The sequence below is a fragment of the Methanothermococcus jasoni genome (assembly GCF_049075655.1).
In the GTDB taxonomy this organism is placed as follows: domain Archaea; phylum AGJL01; class Methanococci; order Methanococcales; family Methanococcaceae; genus Methanofervidicoccus.
Window position 1 is genome coordinate 1,589,454 of sequence record NZ_CP157522.1, and the last position, 16,394, is coordinate 1,605,847.

At 33.1% G+C, this 16,394-nt stretch carries 16 protein-coding genes; 5 read left to right on the forward strand and 11 right to left on the reverse strand.

Annotated elements, in window-relative coordinates; translation table 11 throughout:
- Positions 1-7: 7 nt before the first annotated feature.
- The 8 genes from Mjas_RS08315 to Mjas_RS08350 all read right to left on the reverse strand — a co-directional run bounded on the left by Mjas_RS08315 (position 8) and on the right by Mjas_RS08350 (position 6,077).
- Positions 8-454, reverse strand: coding sequence for an NADH-quinone oxidoreductase subunit B family protein (locus tag Mjas_RS08315; RefSeq protein WP_421077689.1), 447 nt, complete (start codon positions 452-454; stop codon positions 8-10).
- Between the two features lie 123 nt (positions 455-577).
- The gene (locus tag Mjas_RS08320; RefSeq protein ID WP_421077690.1) at positions 578-1,084 is read right to left on the reverse strand and encodes a 4Fe-4S binding protein; all 507 of its coding nucleotides are present in this window, start codon (positions 1,082-1,084) and stop codon (positions 578-580) included.
- 35 nt (positions 1,085-1,119) lie between these two features.
- Positions 1,120-2,592 (reverse strand): 4Fe-4S binding protein, encoded by a 1,473-nt coding sequence (locus Mjas_RS08325; RefSeq protein ID WP_421077691.1) that lies wholly within the window; start codon positions 2,590-2,592, stop codon positions 1,120-1,122.
- Positions 2,593-2,720: 128 nt separating this feature from the next.
- Positions 2,721-2,972, reverse strand: coding sequence for a hypothetical protein (locus Mjas_RS08330; RefSeq protein ID WP_421077692.1), 252 nt, complete (start codon positions 2,970-2,972; stop codon positions 2,721-2,723).
- Between the two features lie 27 nt (positions 2,973-2,999).
- Positions 3,000-3,779, reverse strand: a complete 780-nt coding sequence (locus tag Mjas_RS08335) for an MnhB domain-containing protein (RefSeq protein ID WP_421077693.1) — start codon at positions 3,777-3,779, stop codon at positions 3,000-3,002.
- Positions 3,780-3,852: 73 nt separating this feature from the next.
- The gene (locus Mjas_RS08340) at positions 3,853-4,161 is read right to left on the reverse strand and encodes a hypothetical protein (protein ID WP_421077694.1); all 309 of its coding nucleotides are present in this window, start codon (positions 4,159-4,161) and stop codon (positions 3,853-3,855) included.
- A 74-nt stretch (positions 4,162-4,235) separates the two neighbouring features.
- The gene (gene ehbF / locus Mjas_RS08345) at positions 4,236-5,681 is read right to left on the reverse strand and encodes an energy conserving hydrogenase EhbF (RefSeq protein WP_421077695.1); all 1,446 of its coding nucleotides are present in this window, start codon (positions 5,679-5,681) and stop codon (positions 4,236-4,238) included.
- Between the two features lie 36 nt (positions 5,682-5,717).
- On the reverse strand, positions 5,718-6,077 hold the full coding sequence (locus Mjas_RS08350; RefSeq protein WP_421077696.1) for a cation:proton antiporter subunit C: 360 nt from the start codon (positions 6,075-6,077) through the stop codon (positions 5,718-5,720).
- Positions 6,078-6,316: 239 nt separating this feature from the next.
- On the opposite strand from Mjas_RS08350, the gene hycI reads away from it, so the two are divergent.
- Both hycI and lonB read left to right on the forward strand, forming a co-directional pair.
- Positions 6,317-6,856, forward strand: a complete 540-nt coding sequence (gene hycI, locus Mjas_RS08355) for a hydrogenase maturation peptidase HycI (protein WP_421077697.1) — start codon at positions 6,317-6,319, stop codon at positions 6,854-6,856.
- A 46-nt stretch (positions 6,857-6,902) separates the two neighbouring features.
- Positions 6,903-8,987 carry an ATP-dependent protease LonB gene (gene lonB / locus Mjas_RS08360; protein WP_421077698.1) on the forward strand — a complete coding sequence of 695 codons (2,085 nt, stop codon included), beginning with the start codon at positions 6,903-6,905 and terminating at the stop codon, positions 8,985-8,987.
- 58 nt (positions 8,988-9,045) lie between these two features.
- Here lonB and Mjas_RS08365 read toward each other — a convergent pair whose 3' ends face one another.
- Complete coding sequence (locus Mjas_RS08365) at positions 9,046-9,267, reverse strand: hypothetical protein (protein ID WP_421077699.1); 222 nt, start codon at positions 9,265-9,267, stop codon at positions 9,046-9,048.
- Positions 9,268-9,446: 179 nt separating this feature from the next.
- On the opposite strand from Mjas_RS08365, the gene Mjas_RS08370 reads away from it, so the two are divergent.
- A complete protein-coding gene (locus Mjas_RS08370; protein ID WP_421077700.1) occupies positions 9,447-9,692 on the forward strand; it encodes an ATP cone domain-containing protein in 246 nt (81 codons plus the stop codon).
- 274 nt (positions 9,693-9,966) lie between these two features.
- On the opposite strand, the gene rsmA is transcribed toward Mjas_RS08370, so the two are convergent.
- Both rsmA and Mjas_RS08380 read right to left on the reverse strand, forming a co-directional pair.
- On the reverse strand, positions 9,967-10,770 hold the full coding sequence (gene rsmA, locus Mjas_RS08375) for a 16S rRNA (adenine(1518)-N(6)/adenine(1519)-N(6))-dimethyltransferase RsmA (RefSeq protein WP_421077701.1): 804 nt from the start codon (positions 10,768-10,770) through the stop codon (positions 9,967-9,969).
- A 198-nt stretch (positions 10,771-10,968) separates the two neighbouring features.
- Positions 10,969-12,945, reverse strand: a complete 1,977-nt coding sequence (locus Mjas_RS08380) for a DNA topoisomerase VI subunit B (RefSeq protein WP_421077702.1) — start codon at positions 12,943-12,945, stop codon at positions 10,969-10,971.
- A 603-nt stretch (positions 12,946-13,548) separates the two neighbouring features.
- Here Mjas_RS08380 and Mjas_RS08385 point away from each other — a divergent pair.
- Positions 13,549-14,835: an ammonium transporter gene (locus Mjas_RS08385; RefSeq protein ID WP_421077703.1), complete on the forward strand. Its 1,287-nt coding sequence runs from the start codon at positions 13,549-13,551 to the stop codon at positions 14,833-14,835.
- 10 nt (positions 14,836-14,845) lie between these two features.
- Positions 14,846-16,291, forward strand: coding sequence for a methyl-accepting chemotaxis protein (locus Mjas_RS08390; RefSeq protein ID WP_421077704.1), 1,446 nt, complete (start codon positions 14,846-14,848; stop codon positions 16,289-16,291).
- Positions 16,292-16,394: the final 103 nt, after the last annotated feature.

A 16,394-nucleotide genomic window follows, 5' to 3' on the forward strand; every position in this document is an offset into this window, starting at 1 on the left:
ACCTCGATTATTCTTCCTTTATAATTTTTGGAAGTGCCTGCACAATACCTTGTATAATATCCTCAGGTCTTGGGGAACATCCTGGAACTTTAACATCCACTGGAATTATATTTTCAACAGGTCCATCTATAAAATCAGAAGTTCCCAAATCTCCGCCGATGTTTCCATACACTCCGCCCATCAATGCACAGCATCCTACTGCAACAACTGCCTTAGGTTCAGGTATTGCCTCGTATATTTTTTTAAGTGGTTCAGTCATTACCTTTGTAACGCATCCGCTTACAAGTAATATATCAGCCTCTCTTGGATTCCATGTTAAAAGGACGTTGTATTGCTCAGCATCATAAAATGGAGACAGGACACAATTTACAACCTCAATATCGCAACCATTGCATCCCCCGGTGTATGCCAGCATGACATGAATACATTTTTTCCTTGCATGTTCTTTTATCATGCATTCACCTTTTTTCTTTTTAATATCGTTCTTTCTTAATTTTTTTATTTTATTTCTTCTTCTTTATTCTTCAATATTATTTCTTATTAATTTTTTATTCTCTCCTTCATACTTTTTTCTTCTTTATTTCTTTTCTTCTTTAAGCATTCTCGAAAGATTTATTGAAAGAATATTTGCTATCTTTTTCAACTGTTCCTCTGGAATATCCACAGGTTTTTCAAACATTTTAGTTAAATCAACTTCAATATATTCATCCCCAACGTGCCTTGGATGAATGGGAGATATTTCATTAAATATGGAAAATACCGGGCAGAAATCATGACAGTATAAACAATAGATACATCTTTCATCATCTATTACAGGAATTGATTTTTTTATGTAATTTTCAGTTATTTTTACAGGCTCTATTCCCACCATCTTAATACATCCCGTTGGGCAGGCATTGGCACATCCTCTACATCCAATGCAGAGCTCCTCAAACACACTCCTTGGAAGCTTCACTCCTGATAGTATATTATTTCTCATTTCCATTGAAGTATATCTATCCGTTCCAAAAATTATTCGTTCCAGATTTTCATAAAATCCAGAAATGAATATTTTTGCAAGATTTTTAAAAGATGGATTGTTCATAATATGCACCTTCAATAAGAATTAATCTTTTTATTTTATTTTTCAACCCATTTTCTGTATATTGAAATAGCATGAGTAGGGCAGATATTTGCACATGCTGAACAGAATTCACATTTATCCCAATCAAATTTACCCTTATCTACGGCATCATTTGGACAGATTTTGTTGCATAATCCACAAAATACGCAGAAATCAAAGTCAGTTCTAATAAATGAGTTGTCCCTATCGATAATATTTTTATATCCTGTGGTATTTGGAATTACGTCTCTTGGGCAGTGTATAGCACAGTTTTCACACATTATGCAGTTCTCATCAAATACAACTTCTCTTTTAATTGATTTGCAGATTTCGTTTTTGAATTTTATAATTTTCACAGTAATTGCATCCCTTGGACATACATTTGAACAAGTTCCGCATCCTATGCAGTTTTCATCCTTAATCACATCGAATCTTTTAATTTCCTCTATACTTATGGCATCCTTTGGACAGACATCTATACATATACCGCATAAAACACAACCACCATCTACAACTTCCCCTTTGTTAATTCTAACTCCCTGCGGACATACATTTACACAGGCATTGCATAATTTACAGGAGCTTGGGTCATAAAGCACCTTGTTGTTCTCAATCTTTAAAGCACCAGCTGGGCATTTGTCGGCGCATAAACCGCAATTTATACAGTGTTTTAATGGTATGGTTTTTTTGTCCTCTTTAATTTTAACTACCTTAAAGTTTGATATTTGTAGGGCATCCTTTGGACATTTTTCAATACAGTTTCCGCACAATATACAGGTTTCAGTATCCACTTCACCACAGTTTATGGCATCCTTTGGACAGACATCTCCACAAATATTGCATCTTGTGCATCCATCTACTTCCTCTTTTTCCAATATCGTGTTTTTTGGACATAGATATACACATTTTCCACATTCTGCACATTTTTCCCTATCTATGTTTATTGAAACTCTAACTTCCATCAACCTAGAATTCGGTTTGCTCTCTATATGTCCTATATCACTTATTTCATTACCTTTGATTGTCCCTCTGTTGAACATACTTAAATATCGTTCTGCCAGAGCTCTGTTCTTTTTACTCTTCAAATCTTTTAGATTAAAATACATTCTTGCATCGTAGGGACAAACTTCGGCACATAATCCACACATTACACAAATTCCATCAGGATATGAAAACTCCCTTTTATTGTTATTTACGATTTTTTCCTCTTTTTTCATCACAATTATATTTATTGGACAGGCTTTTTCACAGGTTCCACAGCCGTTGCATCTTCGCCTATCTACATAATATCCGCCAAATTCATTCTTTTTTATGGCGTTGTTTGGGCATTCCCTTGCACAAGTTCCACATGTGATGCAGGAAAATGCTTTATTATCCATTAATCTAATGGCATTTGTGGGACATACCTTCATACATTTTGAAGATTCCTTAAATGGACAAGTTTCGCACTTTTCAATGCCTCTACATTTGCTTATATCCGTTATAATCATAATATCACATAATATTATTTTACTATTTTAATTATTTTTTAACACATCTCGTTTATTATTGGTCAAATCATTAATTAATCAAACATTAATAAATTAAAGGTAATCCAATAATATGCCGGCGTTTTTAATTAATTCCTCTTAAACATCATATTTATCAGATTTCCAAATAATAGCCCTACCATCGACAATATAAATGAATAAGACATTGGGAAATTATAGTAAGGGAGAGCTCCCAATAAATAGGCAACAAACACTCCTACAATTAGATAAAACAACATATTTAATTTCATATTTATCTTTATTCCTAGCATAAAGCCCACAAACATCCCCACCAATGGCAAAAACATGGTATTTATTGTAATTAATCCATAGTTTATCATAATATCACCATTTGCAATATATTTGCATTAATCTGCAATGTTCTTCATGATGACCTTTTCACCAGTTAATAATGTAGTAATTGTAGATAATCCAGCCAATACCTTTAAACCCACTGCTGTGTTTAGATAAGGTATTATCCCAACATTTTCCAAACCTGCTGGTGATGGAAATATATTCATCCCAAAGAGACTGTCAAAATTAAACAGGTAATATCCTGAAACCACAATACCCAATATTCCAAATATGAGAAATGTCAGAGCTCCGAAACTTTCAAGGGTTTCCAAAAATTTATGGTTGAAATTCATCGGACAATCTTTTATTCCAAATGAAATAATTGCCAATATGTAGGCGGCGGCTATCAATGAACCTCCTTGAAATCCTCCTCCTGGTGTGATATGCCCCCCAAGAATCACGACTATTCCAAGAATCATCAATATTATACTCATAGGCATTGCTAAAACTTTAATTATTGGAGTAAATCCTCCCATATCATCAATATTTTTAGCCAGTTTATCATTTTGATTTCCATAAACTTCTTTAAGAAATTCTGAATTAAACAGCCCTCTTCCAAACACCATTCCTGTGACAAGAACTGAGTTAATCAATATCAAACATTCTCCAAGTGTATCAAATCCTCTCCAATCAAATAAAACTGCACTTACAAGATTTGGTATAATATCGGTATGAGTATATATGGCATTTACTCCCTCAACTACATTTATACTATAAACGGAATAAAATATCGCCGCACCAAAGAACATAAAGGATAGTGAAACTGCAATTTCCCTATTAACAGATACAGGCATAATATCACCAATGAACATAAATATTAAAATTTAATATTAATATATAAATATATATTTATTTTTGGTATCTTTTTTATTTGGCAAAGTATATTACAACCGATAGAATGCCAACAAACATAGATATCCAGAATAACTGCATGTTTATATGATTTGAATTTTCCTTATTGAATTTAAATAACATAGGCATGAATGAAATGGCAATTCCGATTATGGAAACTCCCATAATTGCAAATAATATGTCGCTGAATACCCGAGATAATAGCAATACGGACATAACTAAAAAACCATATAAGGTTAATTCGCCAGTTAGTCCTGCACCAACGGATATTCCGTCCCCATGTTCTTCTTTTTCCATTTCCTTTTGAAATTTATCATATTCCATACAATACCACCACAATTATTTAATAACATATTGTTTCAGCCAACTTAATCAATGCATGACACCTATAACTACTATTAAAATGTCCAAATTCTTCCAATTTCATTTGCATAAGGAGCTATTTGATTTACTACAATATCTGGATAGATACCCAATATAATACATAATATCGTCAATACCGCTAATGAGAATATGGAGTATCTTGAAACCTTAATATTTTTATATTCTTCAATCTGCTCTTCACTACATGGTTTTAAGAATATTAAGTAAAATGCCTTCATCATTGAAACGAATGTTCCTACACTAACCAATATCATTATAACTGCAAGTTCTGGCATATTTACACTCATAGCCGCTTCTGCAAGTAATAATTTACTTTGAAATCCATTAAATGGTGGAACACCACTTATTGCAAGTTTTGCACATAATATCATAAATGCAACTGTTGGCATAATAGGTAAAAGCCCACCAAGTTTTGCCAAATTTGATGAATGTTTTTGACTAACTATGTGAGCTCCTAAGAACAATGCACTCTTATAAATAACGTGGTTTATTGCATGGAATATTCCTGCTATAATGCCCAATGGTGTTCCAATGGCAAGCCCTGCTGCAACATAACCCCCTTGACTTATGGCGTGATATGAAAGAAGTTTTTTATAATCACTTTGCAACAATGCCATCACAACACCAAATACCATCCCAAATATTGATAATGCAATCAATGCACCATGGGCAGTGTTGAAGTAAGATAGACCGCCGAATAATTTGAAGATTACAAGCATTACTGCCACAAGGACAAACTTTGAATATGTTTGCAACATTGAAGCCACAAATGGTTTTGCCCTAGCATATATATCCGCTTTAACTGTGTGAAATGGTGGAAGACCGCCACCATAGCACAAACCTATAATTAACATCAATAATCCGCCATATATAGTAGGAGTTGCCGGATTATTTGCAAGATAGTTGTGCATGTCGCTTATATTAAGGGTTCCTGTTGCAGATAGTAAAAATGCTATACCCAACAATAACAATGAACCAGCCACAGTTCCCATTATCATATATCTAAATGCCGCTTTGTATGCCTTTTCTGTTCCAGAGGCTATTACCAATCCTGTTTGAGCTATTGCCGCAATCTCATAAAATACATATATATTGAAAAGGTCATCTGCCAAAACCACTGCTGAAACACTGGCAAGTCCCATTAATAGCAAGGATACAAATAATCCGTTTAATTTTTTTTCACCCATTCCAGCAATAAGCACCAATGAACCTATTAACATTAATGTGAAAATCATTACCTGCTTTGCTGGATTGAATATATATGATATTCCCGAGATTAACCCACTTTCTACACCATGAGCTCCGAAGAAATATGTTCCATAGCCCCCAAGGAATGGAAGAATTACAAGAGATAATGCCATCAAAAGTGCTAAAATTCTAATTGCCTTACTTTTATAAATATAATTAAAGATTATCGCCATAATTAATGGAAACACTACAATTAACGGTAGCAGATTCATTCTTTTCACCATATTATTTTACTAAATAATTAAACATTAATCTTCCTTTAATATAATCGACGCTTTAAGAGTTCTATATTTTTTATAAAATACTATGGAGAGTGCAAGCATTATAGCAAGCATTGAAGCTTCAATAACAATATTTGTTAATACAAGGGCATGAGGGAGTGGATAAACTGCTTTTGTGGCAAACACTGTAAATTCCAAACTGGGCATTTTAATGGGAACGATTCCGCCAGTCTTGTATCCGATAGCAATCAATGTTAAATTTACCCCATTTCCAAGTGCAGACAGGGCTATAATTTTTTTTAAAACATTATCTACAAAGAAAACACCATATAATCCTACAATAGCCAAAATCCCCGCGGCTATAAATGATGCAAGTTGCAAATCCATATTCATCACCAAAAAGGAAAAATTATTAATAAGAAAATATAATAATGATAATAAATATAACAATTCAAATTTGTATTTGTTCATTATATTGTGGCACTGATATGATGATATATGATATAATGATGTATGAACCTATAAATAATTTGTCATTAATTATAATGATAAATATTTTTTAAAATATATAAATATTATGGTAATGAATCAGAAGCATTAATTTTATCGTCAAAAAGGTGAGAACTTTGGATATAAAACCGATTTTAGAGGAATATTTAAAAGATTGCAAAAAACTCGCCATAATGGGCATTGGAAATACTATGAAAGGGGATGATGGCTTTGGCATATTAATAATTGAAAATTTAGTAAAATACTATAAAAATAAATATAATCTAAATCCCAACAATGAAGTAAATAAGATAGGAGATAAAATTATACTTCTAAATTGTGGGGTGGTTCCAGAAAATTTTACAGATGTTTTAAAACGAGAAAATCCGAGTAATATATTGATAATTGATGCTGCATTGATGGGAGAGGTGCCTGGAACATTAAATATCGTGAATAGTGAAGATATATCAGAAATAGGATTTTCCACGCACTCATTACCTATGAGCGTAATAGTTAAATACTTGACACATTATATAAATACCGAAATACTTATAATAGGTATTGAACCAGAAAATATAGATTTTGGAAAACCATTATCAAAAAAAATTTATGAAAAAAATTTAAAATTTACAGAGATGCTTATCGATTTATTAGATTCTTTTTTGGAAAATAGATAAATTAATTAAATTAATTAAAATAAAAATTAATTAGCAAGGTGAATAAATGTTTTCCATTAAATTTAAAACAACAGATGAACTGCCGGAGCCTTCGCCACGATTAATAGACCAAATAATAGGTCAGGACGAGGCTCTTAATATTGTATTAAGTGCAGTTAATAATAAAAGACATGCACTGCTCTTGGGAGACCCAGGAGTTGGTAAATCCATGATGGTTAAAGCAGTAGGGGACCTCATAGAAAAATCCAGCTCCGACTTTAAACCATATACAATACTAGCAAAACCAAATTTAAAAAACTCTGAAAAACCCATTGTAGAATTAATTGAGGGCCCTTATGAAGAAAAGGTTGAAGTTACAAAACCAAGTGTAGTTAAACAGCCACCGAACATATTAACTATGATATTATTTATGATTGTATTCACTGCAATTACATCATATTTAATGAGGGGACTTCCAGAATCAAAGGTCCTTGGTGTAATAGCAACCGTCTCAATTGTAGCATTTGCCTTAGCATTTGTGGTTATTTTTTTAACGATATTTGGAGCCACAAAAGGTTCCATGTCAAATACAGTTAGCCCTATGGACTTAAAACCTGTTGTGCTTTATGAATGCAAAAAACGACCTCTTGTGAGGGCAAGTGCCTATAATGTAACTAAACTATTAGGAGATGTTAAACACTGCCCTCTTGGAGGTAAGCCACCACTTGGAACTCCACCCCATAAGAGGATAATTCTTGGGGCAATACATGAGGCACATAAAGGAATTCTCTATGTAGATGAGATAAAAACCATGCCACCAGAAGTTCAGGATTATATATTGACCGCATTACAGGACAAGCACCTTGCAATAAGTGGTAGAAATCCAAATTCAAGTGGGGCAACTGTTGAAACAAATCCAATACCTTGTGATTTCACATTGATAATGTCGGGGAACATGGATGATGTTAATAACCTAAGAGCTCCGCTACTTGATAGGGTTGATTACAAAATTGTTCTTAAAAATAAAATGGAAAACACTCAGGAAAACAGGGACAAATTATTACAGTTTATAGTTCAGGAGATAAGAAATAACAATTTAAATCCAATGACTTATGAAGCATGCTGTGAAATAGTTAAAATAGCCCAGTTGCTTGCAGGTTCAAAGGATAAATTAACTTTAAGGCTGAGAAGATTGTCAAATATTATAAAGATGGCAAATGACATTGCAATGGGTAGAAATATAAAGGATATAATTAATGAGATGTCAGAAGCTGGGGTCGAAGAAATAGAAAACGAAGCTAAGGGACGTGAAGAGACAGCAGAAGATGATAAAAAACTAAAAAGCATCATGGGAGTGCTAAATAAAATAACAGAAAAAGATAAGGTGGAAAAAGAAGGAATGGAAAAAGGAAATCCTACAATTAAAAAAGTTCAGAAGCACTCAGAAAAAGAAAAAATCTATATAGATATTGAACATGTTGCCGCTGTTGTAAATACAGGTATATACAGCATGACCAAACAAGTGGCTATCGACTACCTGAGGAACTTTAAAAGATATAAAAACATCGTTCCAAATGATACTCCAAAGGTTGGTGTTGTGCATGGTCTCGCTGTGCTTGGTTCCGATGGTATCGGAGATGTAACAAAAATAATCACTCAAATAATTGATTCAAAGAACCCGAATACTCATTTACTAAACATTAGTGGTGACCTTGCAAAGCACAGCATTACTTTGGCATCTGCATTATCTAAAAAATATGTATCTGAGGGTAAATTACCTTTAAAATCAGAGGAAGATATTGATTTAAATTCAAAAGAAATATATATACAATTTAGTCAATCCTACTCAAAAATTGATGGAGATAGTGCAACTGCGGCGGTTTGCCTAAGTATAATTTCATCACTCCTGAAAATTCCATTGAAACAGGATTTTGCAATAACAGGAAGCCTCGATTTAAACGGTAATATACTTGCCATAGGCGGAGTAAATGAAAAGATAAATGCCGCAAAAGAATATGGATTTAAAAGAGTAATCGTCCCAGAATCGAATATGATTGATGTAATAGATACGGAAGGAATTCAGATAATTCCTGCTAAAACCTTGGAAGAAATAATTCCTCTAGTATTTGAAAGCAATCCCTTAAAAAATTAATTAATATTTTTATATTTTATTTTTTTTACAACTTCACCATACGGTAATTTCCTTCCGTTTAGGAACCTATATATAGGAAAAATAATGTAATTAATAAAATATTTTTAAAAAATTTTATTGGTGAATAAAATGGATGAAGTTTTGGGGTCTGTCCAATGTGAGCGTTGGTGAGTAAATGCCCACATTGGACTTGGGCGTCATCAACCTTATATCCCTCTGGGTTCATTGGGAGCATGTCATCGGTCTCCTCCCCTGTCGTGGGGACCCCAGCTCCACCCATCAATTCGACAATTTGTTGGATGTTTTAACATGTTTAAAAGAGGTTTAGGAAAGTCTTGGAGTTGATTAGATTGACACTATAAACTATGCATGAAAATACTATATAAACATTTCGAAAACTAAATGCTCCCATACACTCACAAATACTCACAAAAAACTAAACAGTTTTAAACGGCAAATGTGTATATTACAAAAGAGAATGGAGAAAAAGAGAAATTTGATTTTGAAATTGTAAAGGAATCCCTAAGAAACGCTGGAGCGGATGAATCCCTCGTAGATGATGTAATAAAAAGAATTGAAAATAGAATTCATGATGAGCTCACCACAGCAGAATTAAAGATGATGATTATAATGGTATTAAGAAGAATAAATAGTCAGCTACCAACGGATAAATCCGTTGGCTTGCCCTTCCAACTCCCTCAATAATAAGGGCGGAGGACATTAGGCTGGCTGACAGGTCAGCCCTGCATTATTTTAATAATAAACCCTTTCTAACCGTACCCACTCTATTGAGTTTCGTGCCTTAGGGTATGATTAATACTATTACATCTATATTATATAAATTTTTTTGGCATTCCTCCCATCTCGTAAGAGATTTTACAAAACATTGTTTTGTATAACGATTGAAATCGTGGGCTTCCTGCCTAATAATTCGTGAAGTAGCTCAGCAATATACTACAAACCATTCATAAATCTTATTTTATTTTTTATGGGTCAATTTATAAATTAAATTACTTAATTCCACTATTTTTTTAATATTTAATTTAAAAACCCTCTCGTTTAAATCAAATTCTGATAAGTTATTCAATATATCTTTCAGCTCATCACGATTTAAACCAATTTCATGAGATGAGTTGATAAGTGCTTTTTTAGCAGTTTTGTTTTTATGTTGGAATAGAGCTCTCACTACCTTCTCAAAAAATTCTTCATCTTCTAAATGGAAAAGTTCATTAGGCTCTTTTTTGGTAATTCTTACAATTGCAGAATCTACTTTTGGTTTTGGTGAAAATGCAGATGGTGGAACTTTACATATAAATTCTACATTTGCGTTATATTGCACAGATACGCTTAATCTTCCATATTCTTTTGTTCCTTCCTTTGCCACCATTCTTTTAGCAAATTCATATTGATACATCAAAACTGCAACCTCAAAATCAGTTTTTAGAAATTTAAATGTAATCGGGGATGATATTTGGTAAGGTAGATTTGCTACTATTTTGTTAAAATTTAATTCATTTAGATTAACTTTTAAAGCATCATTCCAAATTACATCAACATTTGGATGCTCGGCAATTACCTCTTCTGCAAAAGGCTCCAATCGCTTATCTAATTCGATAACATATACCTTTTTTGCATTTTTTGCCAATTCTTTTGTTAATATCCCTTTACCAAGACCGATTTCTAAGACTATATCGTTTTTATTTACATTGGCAGCATCTACTGCTTTTTTTACAATATTTTTATCTTTTAAAAAACACTGTCCTAATTTCTTATTTTGTTTCATAATCCCACATCTAGGTTCCAAAACGAGCGATAGCGAGTTTTGGACTTTGGATAGCAACCTTTTTTAAAGGTTGCTTATAAAAACACTGTCCTAATTTCTTATTTTGTTTCATAATCTCACTAAAAAAATAAAAATTATAATATTAAAAATTAAAATTAAAAATTATTTTAAAAAGATAAAAATACAAGAGAGAGACATCTATCTTAATAATTCAATAATCTTTTCTTCAATCATTTCCTTAGGTTTATTTGTTATATTGGCAAGTCCATCTGCGAATATAACGGCATATTTCAAAACATATTTCTTTTTCTGCTCTTCTTCCTTTTCTTTTCTTATTCTTGATATATGTTTTTCAAGCCCTCTTGCACATATCATCAATGCCTGCCTTATTTCATTAAATATCTCTTCATTTTCCTCGCTACTGCATGCCACTGCCTGCTTTCCAGCTGATGTATATGGAATATGAGTAGATATTAAATTTACAAACACCGTTAATGGAACATCTTCTTCGCTCCTAAGTCCATATCTTCTCCAATTTACGCTTTTAACGGCATTTGTTATGCCACATCCCGATGTATCAAACAGTAATGGAACATGGTTTGCAAATCTCATTATCTCCATTTTTCTTGTATTATCCGATATTCTTCCTGCCTCTCCACCGTATGCCAGCCCTACCTCAACTGCGAATGGAATTCCTCCCTTATAGGTTTTTGGTCTCCTTGTAAGTGTCATTACAAATTCAGGATTAAGTGTTTTTAAAGATTCCTTTATATTTTCCTCGCCAATAGGTCTTAAACCAGCTGTGGATGGTGCCATGAAGTCCATATCTTGAATTACCCTAACAATCAACTCTGCATCATTCCAATCCATGTTTTTCGGATTCTTTTTTAGAAGATTCTTTATTTCATTTTTGAATCTTTCGAGCTCCTCATTTGATACCATTCCCATATCCACTAATGAATTTACAAATTCTTTTGGACTTTTGGTAATGTTTCTAAGTTTTCTCCTAAACTCATCCATTAACGAAGCATTTAAATAATTTTTCTCTGCAAATTCAATGAAATTTTCAGGTTTCTTTTTAAAGTGCTTTTTAATCTCTTTCAGCGTTTCTTCATCTAATTTGTCAAGTAAATAATCCATTATTAAATATTTTAAATAATACATTTTTAACTCGGATAAACTATCAGGAAGGGTATTTATTATGTCCTTAACCTCTGAAATTTCCTTTTTATCCACATATTTAGAGAATTTTTCAATATAATCGTTAATTTTTACATTTAAATAACAATCCACTACAATATCCCAAAATGTGCTGTCCCTGTAATTTTCAAGTAGTTTATCCCTTAAAATATACTCTTGGAGCTCCTTTATTCTCTTGGATGTCATCCTTGATAACTCACTTGTGAGCATGCTTGAAATTTTTATAGACTCAGTCCTTCTTGATATGTATAGGAGCTCATCTGGGGTCAAACCATAAGGATGGGGTTTCATTTCCTCAGGTCTTTCAGGAATATCTTCAACTGTCCTATCAAAAACTACGGTTTCCTCTGGGTCGATAAGGGTTATTTTAGCATGGGGTGTGGATAAGCTTATTCTTCTCAAATATTCAAAAGGTCCCTGCTCTCTTCTGTTGTATGTAACTTCTTTAAATTCTCCTTCAACTTTTGTCCCTCTCCAAAATCCTTCTCTTATTTCATGAGAAACAACATCTCCTTCGTTTTTTTCAATGCTCATCTTTATTTCCATTGTATGAATTTCCCCATCTCCTGTTGATGTGATGATTTTCAAAGGTTTTCCTGTTGTCACTTGTGCAAATAAAAGGACTCCCGCAGCACCAATACCCTGCTGACCTCTGGATTGAACAAGTCTGTGCATCTTTGAACCTGCAAGCATCTTACCAAAAACCTTTGGAACAAACTCAGGGGGAATTCCTGGACCGTTATCCTCAACAACAACTTTATAATGGTCTGCCCCAAGTTTTTTAATTTCTATGTTAATATCTGGTAAAATTTCCGCTTCTTCACAGGCATCCAATGAGTTTGTTACGAGCTCGTGAATTATGGTAGTCATACTTCTTAACTTACCACTGTATCCAAGCATGTGTCTGTTTTTTCTAAAAAACTCGGAAATTGAATGCTCTTTAAATTCATCAAATATGACATCGCTTTCAGCCATTTTTTTCACCGATAATAATATGATTAAAATAATAAAAACGTATAATAATAAGAAATTTTTCAATATATATTAATATTCAACATATATTTATTCAACCTATATTTAAATGATACTATAAAAATAGCAATTCTAAATATTCAAAATACATCCAATATTCATGTTATATAGATGGAATTAGCTTTTATAATTATATTATAATATCGTCAAATAATAAGTTGTCTAAATATTTATATAGATATTACTATTTTTCCCAATACTATTTTCTCAACGATTATTATTGGAAAAATGTGTATATAATATCATTACCAAAAATGTTTATTTATTTTAAAATATATTAAAATTACTAATACTAATATTAAAAATTTGATTATAATATATTAATGTAGATAATATCATTATTAAATTTATAATTGGGTTTATATACTATAACAGTAAATGTATTTGCGAATATTTATGAAAATTATTGAATGAATAATAATATTGTATATTTGGATATATTATTTTGATTTATTTAGACATTGCATTGGCAACTATTGTATGTTTATGTTAAAATTCGGTAATAGGTATTATAACTAATCCATACATAACAAGAGGCGATGATATATGGGGATGGAAGTAAATTCAATAATTGATGCGCTAAACACCCTAACTACTGCGGGGGATGTATTCTTCCTGTGTGTTATGGGGGCAATGGTATTTATTATGCAATTGGGTTTTGCAATGTTGGAATGCGGTCAAGTTAGAAAGAAAAATGTCGTTAATGTTGTAATGAAAAACATGATTGATTGGTGCGTTGGTTGTATTTCATGGCTATTTATTGGTGCTGTTTTATGCACTTCACTAAATCCAGGAGATTTCATAGATTGGTGGAGTGAGATATTCACAGCCACTCCATTTTTAGAAAATAACGGAATTGAGTTGGCAAATTGGTTTTATGGATTAGTTTTTGCTGCAACAGCAGCAACCATTGTCTCAGGAGGGGTTGCTGAAAGGATAAAATTTAAAGCATATATTCTAATTTCGATAATAATTACAGTGTTTCTATATCCATTCTTTGTTTATTTGGGTCCTTGGGGTGCAGGAGTTATAAATTGGCATGACTACGCAGGAAGTTTAATTGTTCATGGTTTAGGTGGATTCTTAGCATTGGGGGCAATTTTAGCATTGGGGCCAAGAATTGGGAAATTTAAAGATGGAAAACCAGTTCCAATTCTAGGACATAATATCCCAACAGCAGTTTTTGGAGCGTTTATATTGGCATTTGGGTGGTATGGATTCAACGTAGGTAGTGCATTGGCATTAAAAGACATTTCAGGGTTAGTATGTGCAACAACAACATTAGCAATGGCCAGCGGAGGAATTGGAGCATTGATTACATCCAAAAAAGACCCACTATTTATGGCAAATGGTATGGTTGCGGGTTTAGTTGCAATTTGTTCGGGAACTGATATAGTAAGCCCAATTGGCGGGTTGATTATTGGATTGGTAGCAGGAGCTCAGGTTCCAATTGTATTTAAGTTTCTTGAAAATAAGAGATTGGATGATGTTTGTGGCGTTGTTCCCGTGCATGGAGTTGCAGGTGTCATTGGAGCAATTTTAGCGGGAATCTTTGGAATGCCAATATTTGGAGGACTTGGAGTAAATCCAAGTGATATTGTGAGTATTGTTGGAAGTCCAAACATTGATTTCTTACTATGGCAAATTTTCGCATCCATATTTTGTATAATTTACGGAACAGTTCTTGGTTATGTGATTACAGTTGCAATTGGTTTAAAATGTGGTGGTCTAAGAGTTGGCAGAGATGCGGAGCTCATGGGGCTTGATTTAGTGGAACATAAAATATCTACATATCCTGATGAAGATGAACATTTTGTGATAAAGGATAAATAAGGTGATTCTTGTGGAATATCTAAAAAAATATGGAATTGGCACAAAATCAATAATTGTGGTATTGTTATTTGCATCGGTTCTTTTAATCATTTGGATTATGGGAGCAAGTGCTGGAAACATAGGGAGTCAAGTTATAGGCGTTGTTGTTGGATTACTAATTGGTTTAAGCGTTTCTGTAATGATTACGCGAAAATATATGATATTAATAAACGATTTGGTAAATGCCGTTGAAGAAGTATCAGCTGGGAATCTTAATGTTAGAGTGGAAGGCAGATATGATGGGGAACTCGGGGTCTTAGTTGATGGATTTAACAAAATGGTAGCGAATCTTAAAGAACAAAAAAATGAAATAAGCCATGGACAAAAAATGACATGGGTTCTCATAAAGGATTTGAAGAGAGTGATGAGTAAAGTTGCAAATGGAGATTTAACTGTAAGAATGAATGAAAGTATGGTGCAGGATGGAGTTAAATTAAAAAGTGTAGATATTCAAAAACTTATCAACAGAACTTTGGACAATGTTTCACACATGATAAAAGAACTAAAAGAGGAAGTTATTAATTTAAACGAAGATATTAGTATAATTAAAGAGGAATTAAACCGAGCTAAGGAAGCATCCAGCCAAGTTGCAGACGCTACACAACAAGTAGTAGTAGCAGCAAACGACCAATCTGCCAAACTTCACGATATTTCACAGGAACTTGAAGGAGTATCCTGCATTACTGAGGAGGTATTTAATGCGGCAATAGATGGTGTTGAGGCTACAAAGATTGTGGAAGAGAATTCAAAAGTTGGAGTTAAAAAAGTAGAAAATGCAATTGAAACTATGAGGAGAATTTCAAAAGTGATTGATGAGTTAGGTAATGCAATTCAGGACCTTGGGGTAGAAAGTAAAAAAATCAATGAAATTACAGCTCTTATCAAGGGTGTTGCAGAACAGACTGGACTCTTAGCATTAAACGCATCCATAGAAGCGGCAAGAGCCGGTGAAACGGGAAAAGGATTTGCAGTTGTTGCAAGTGAGATAAAAGACCTTGCAGAAGAAATAGGAAGGTCAATTGAAGATATAGATGAAACCATAGTGGAAATCCTAAATAAAATTGATAAGACCACGAACTTGGGATTAATGGAAAAGGATGAAGTTGATAAAGGAGTTGTAGCAATAGATGAAGTTAATAACGCATTCTTAAAAATTAGAGATAGTGTGGATACCGCCATGCGAAAAATAAACAATATAAAAGGAAATGCCCAGAAAGCAAGTGATAGCATCCAAAAGGCACTAAATGATGTTCAGGATGTTGTTTCAATATCAAAAGAGTTTGCTACAACTGCTGAGGAATTAACAGCAAATGTTAAAGAACAAGACGAAGTTATTGAAGAAATCAGTGGAGCCACAGAGAAAATGGTTAAAATATCAAATAAACTTGCAGAATCTGCAAGTGAATTCAAAGTATAATATATAATTATTGTTTTCTGACCTACTCCCACGACTGAAGTCGTGGGGTTCTTTTAGTAGGGTTTAACCCTACACGGGTGGCCAAGCCCACTACCCCTACCCT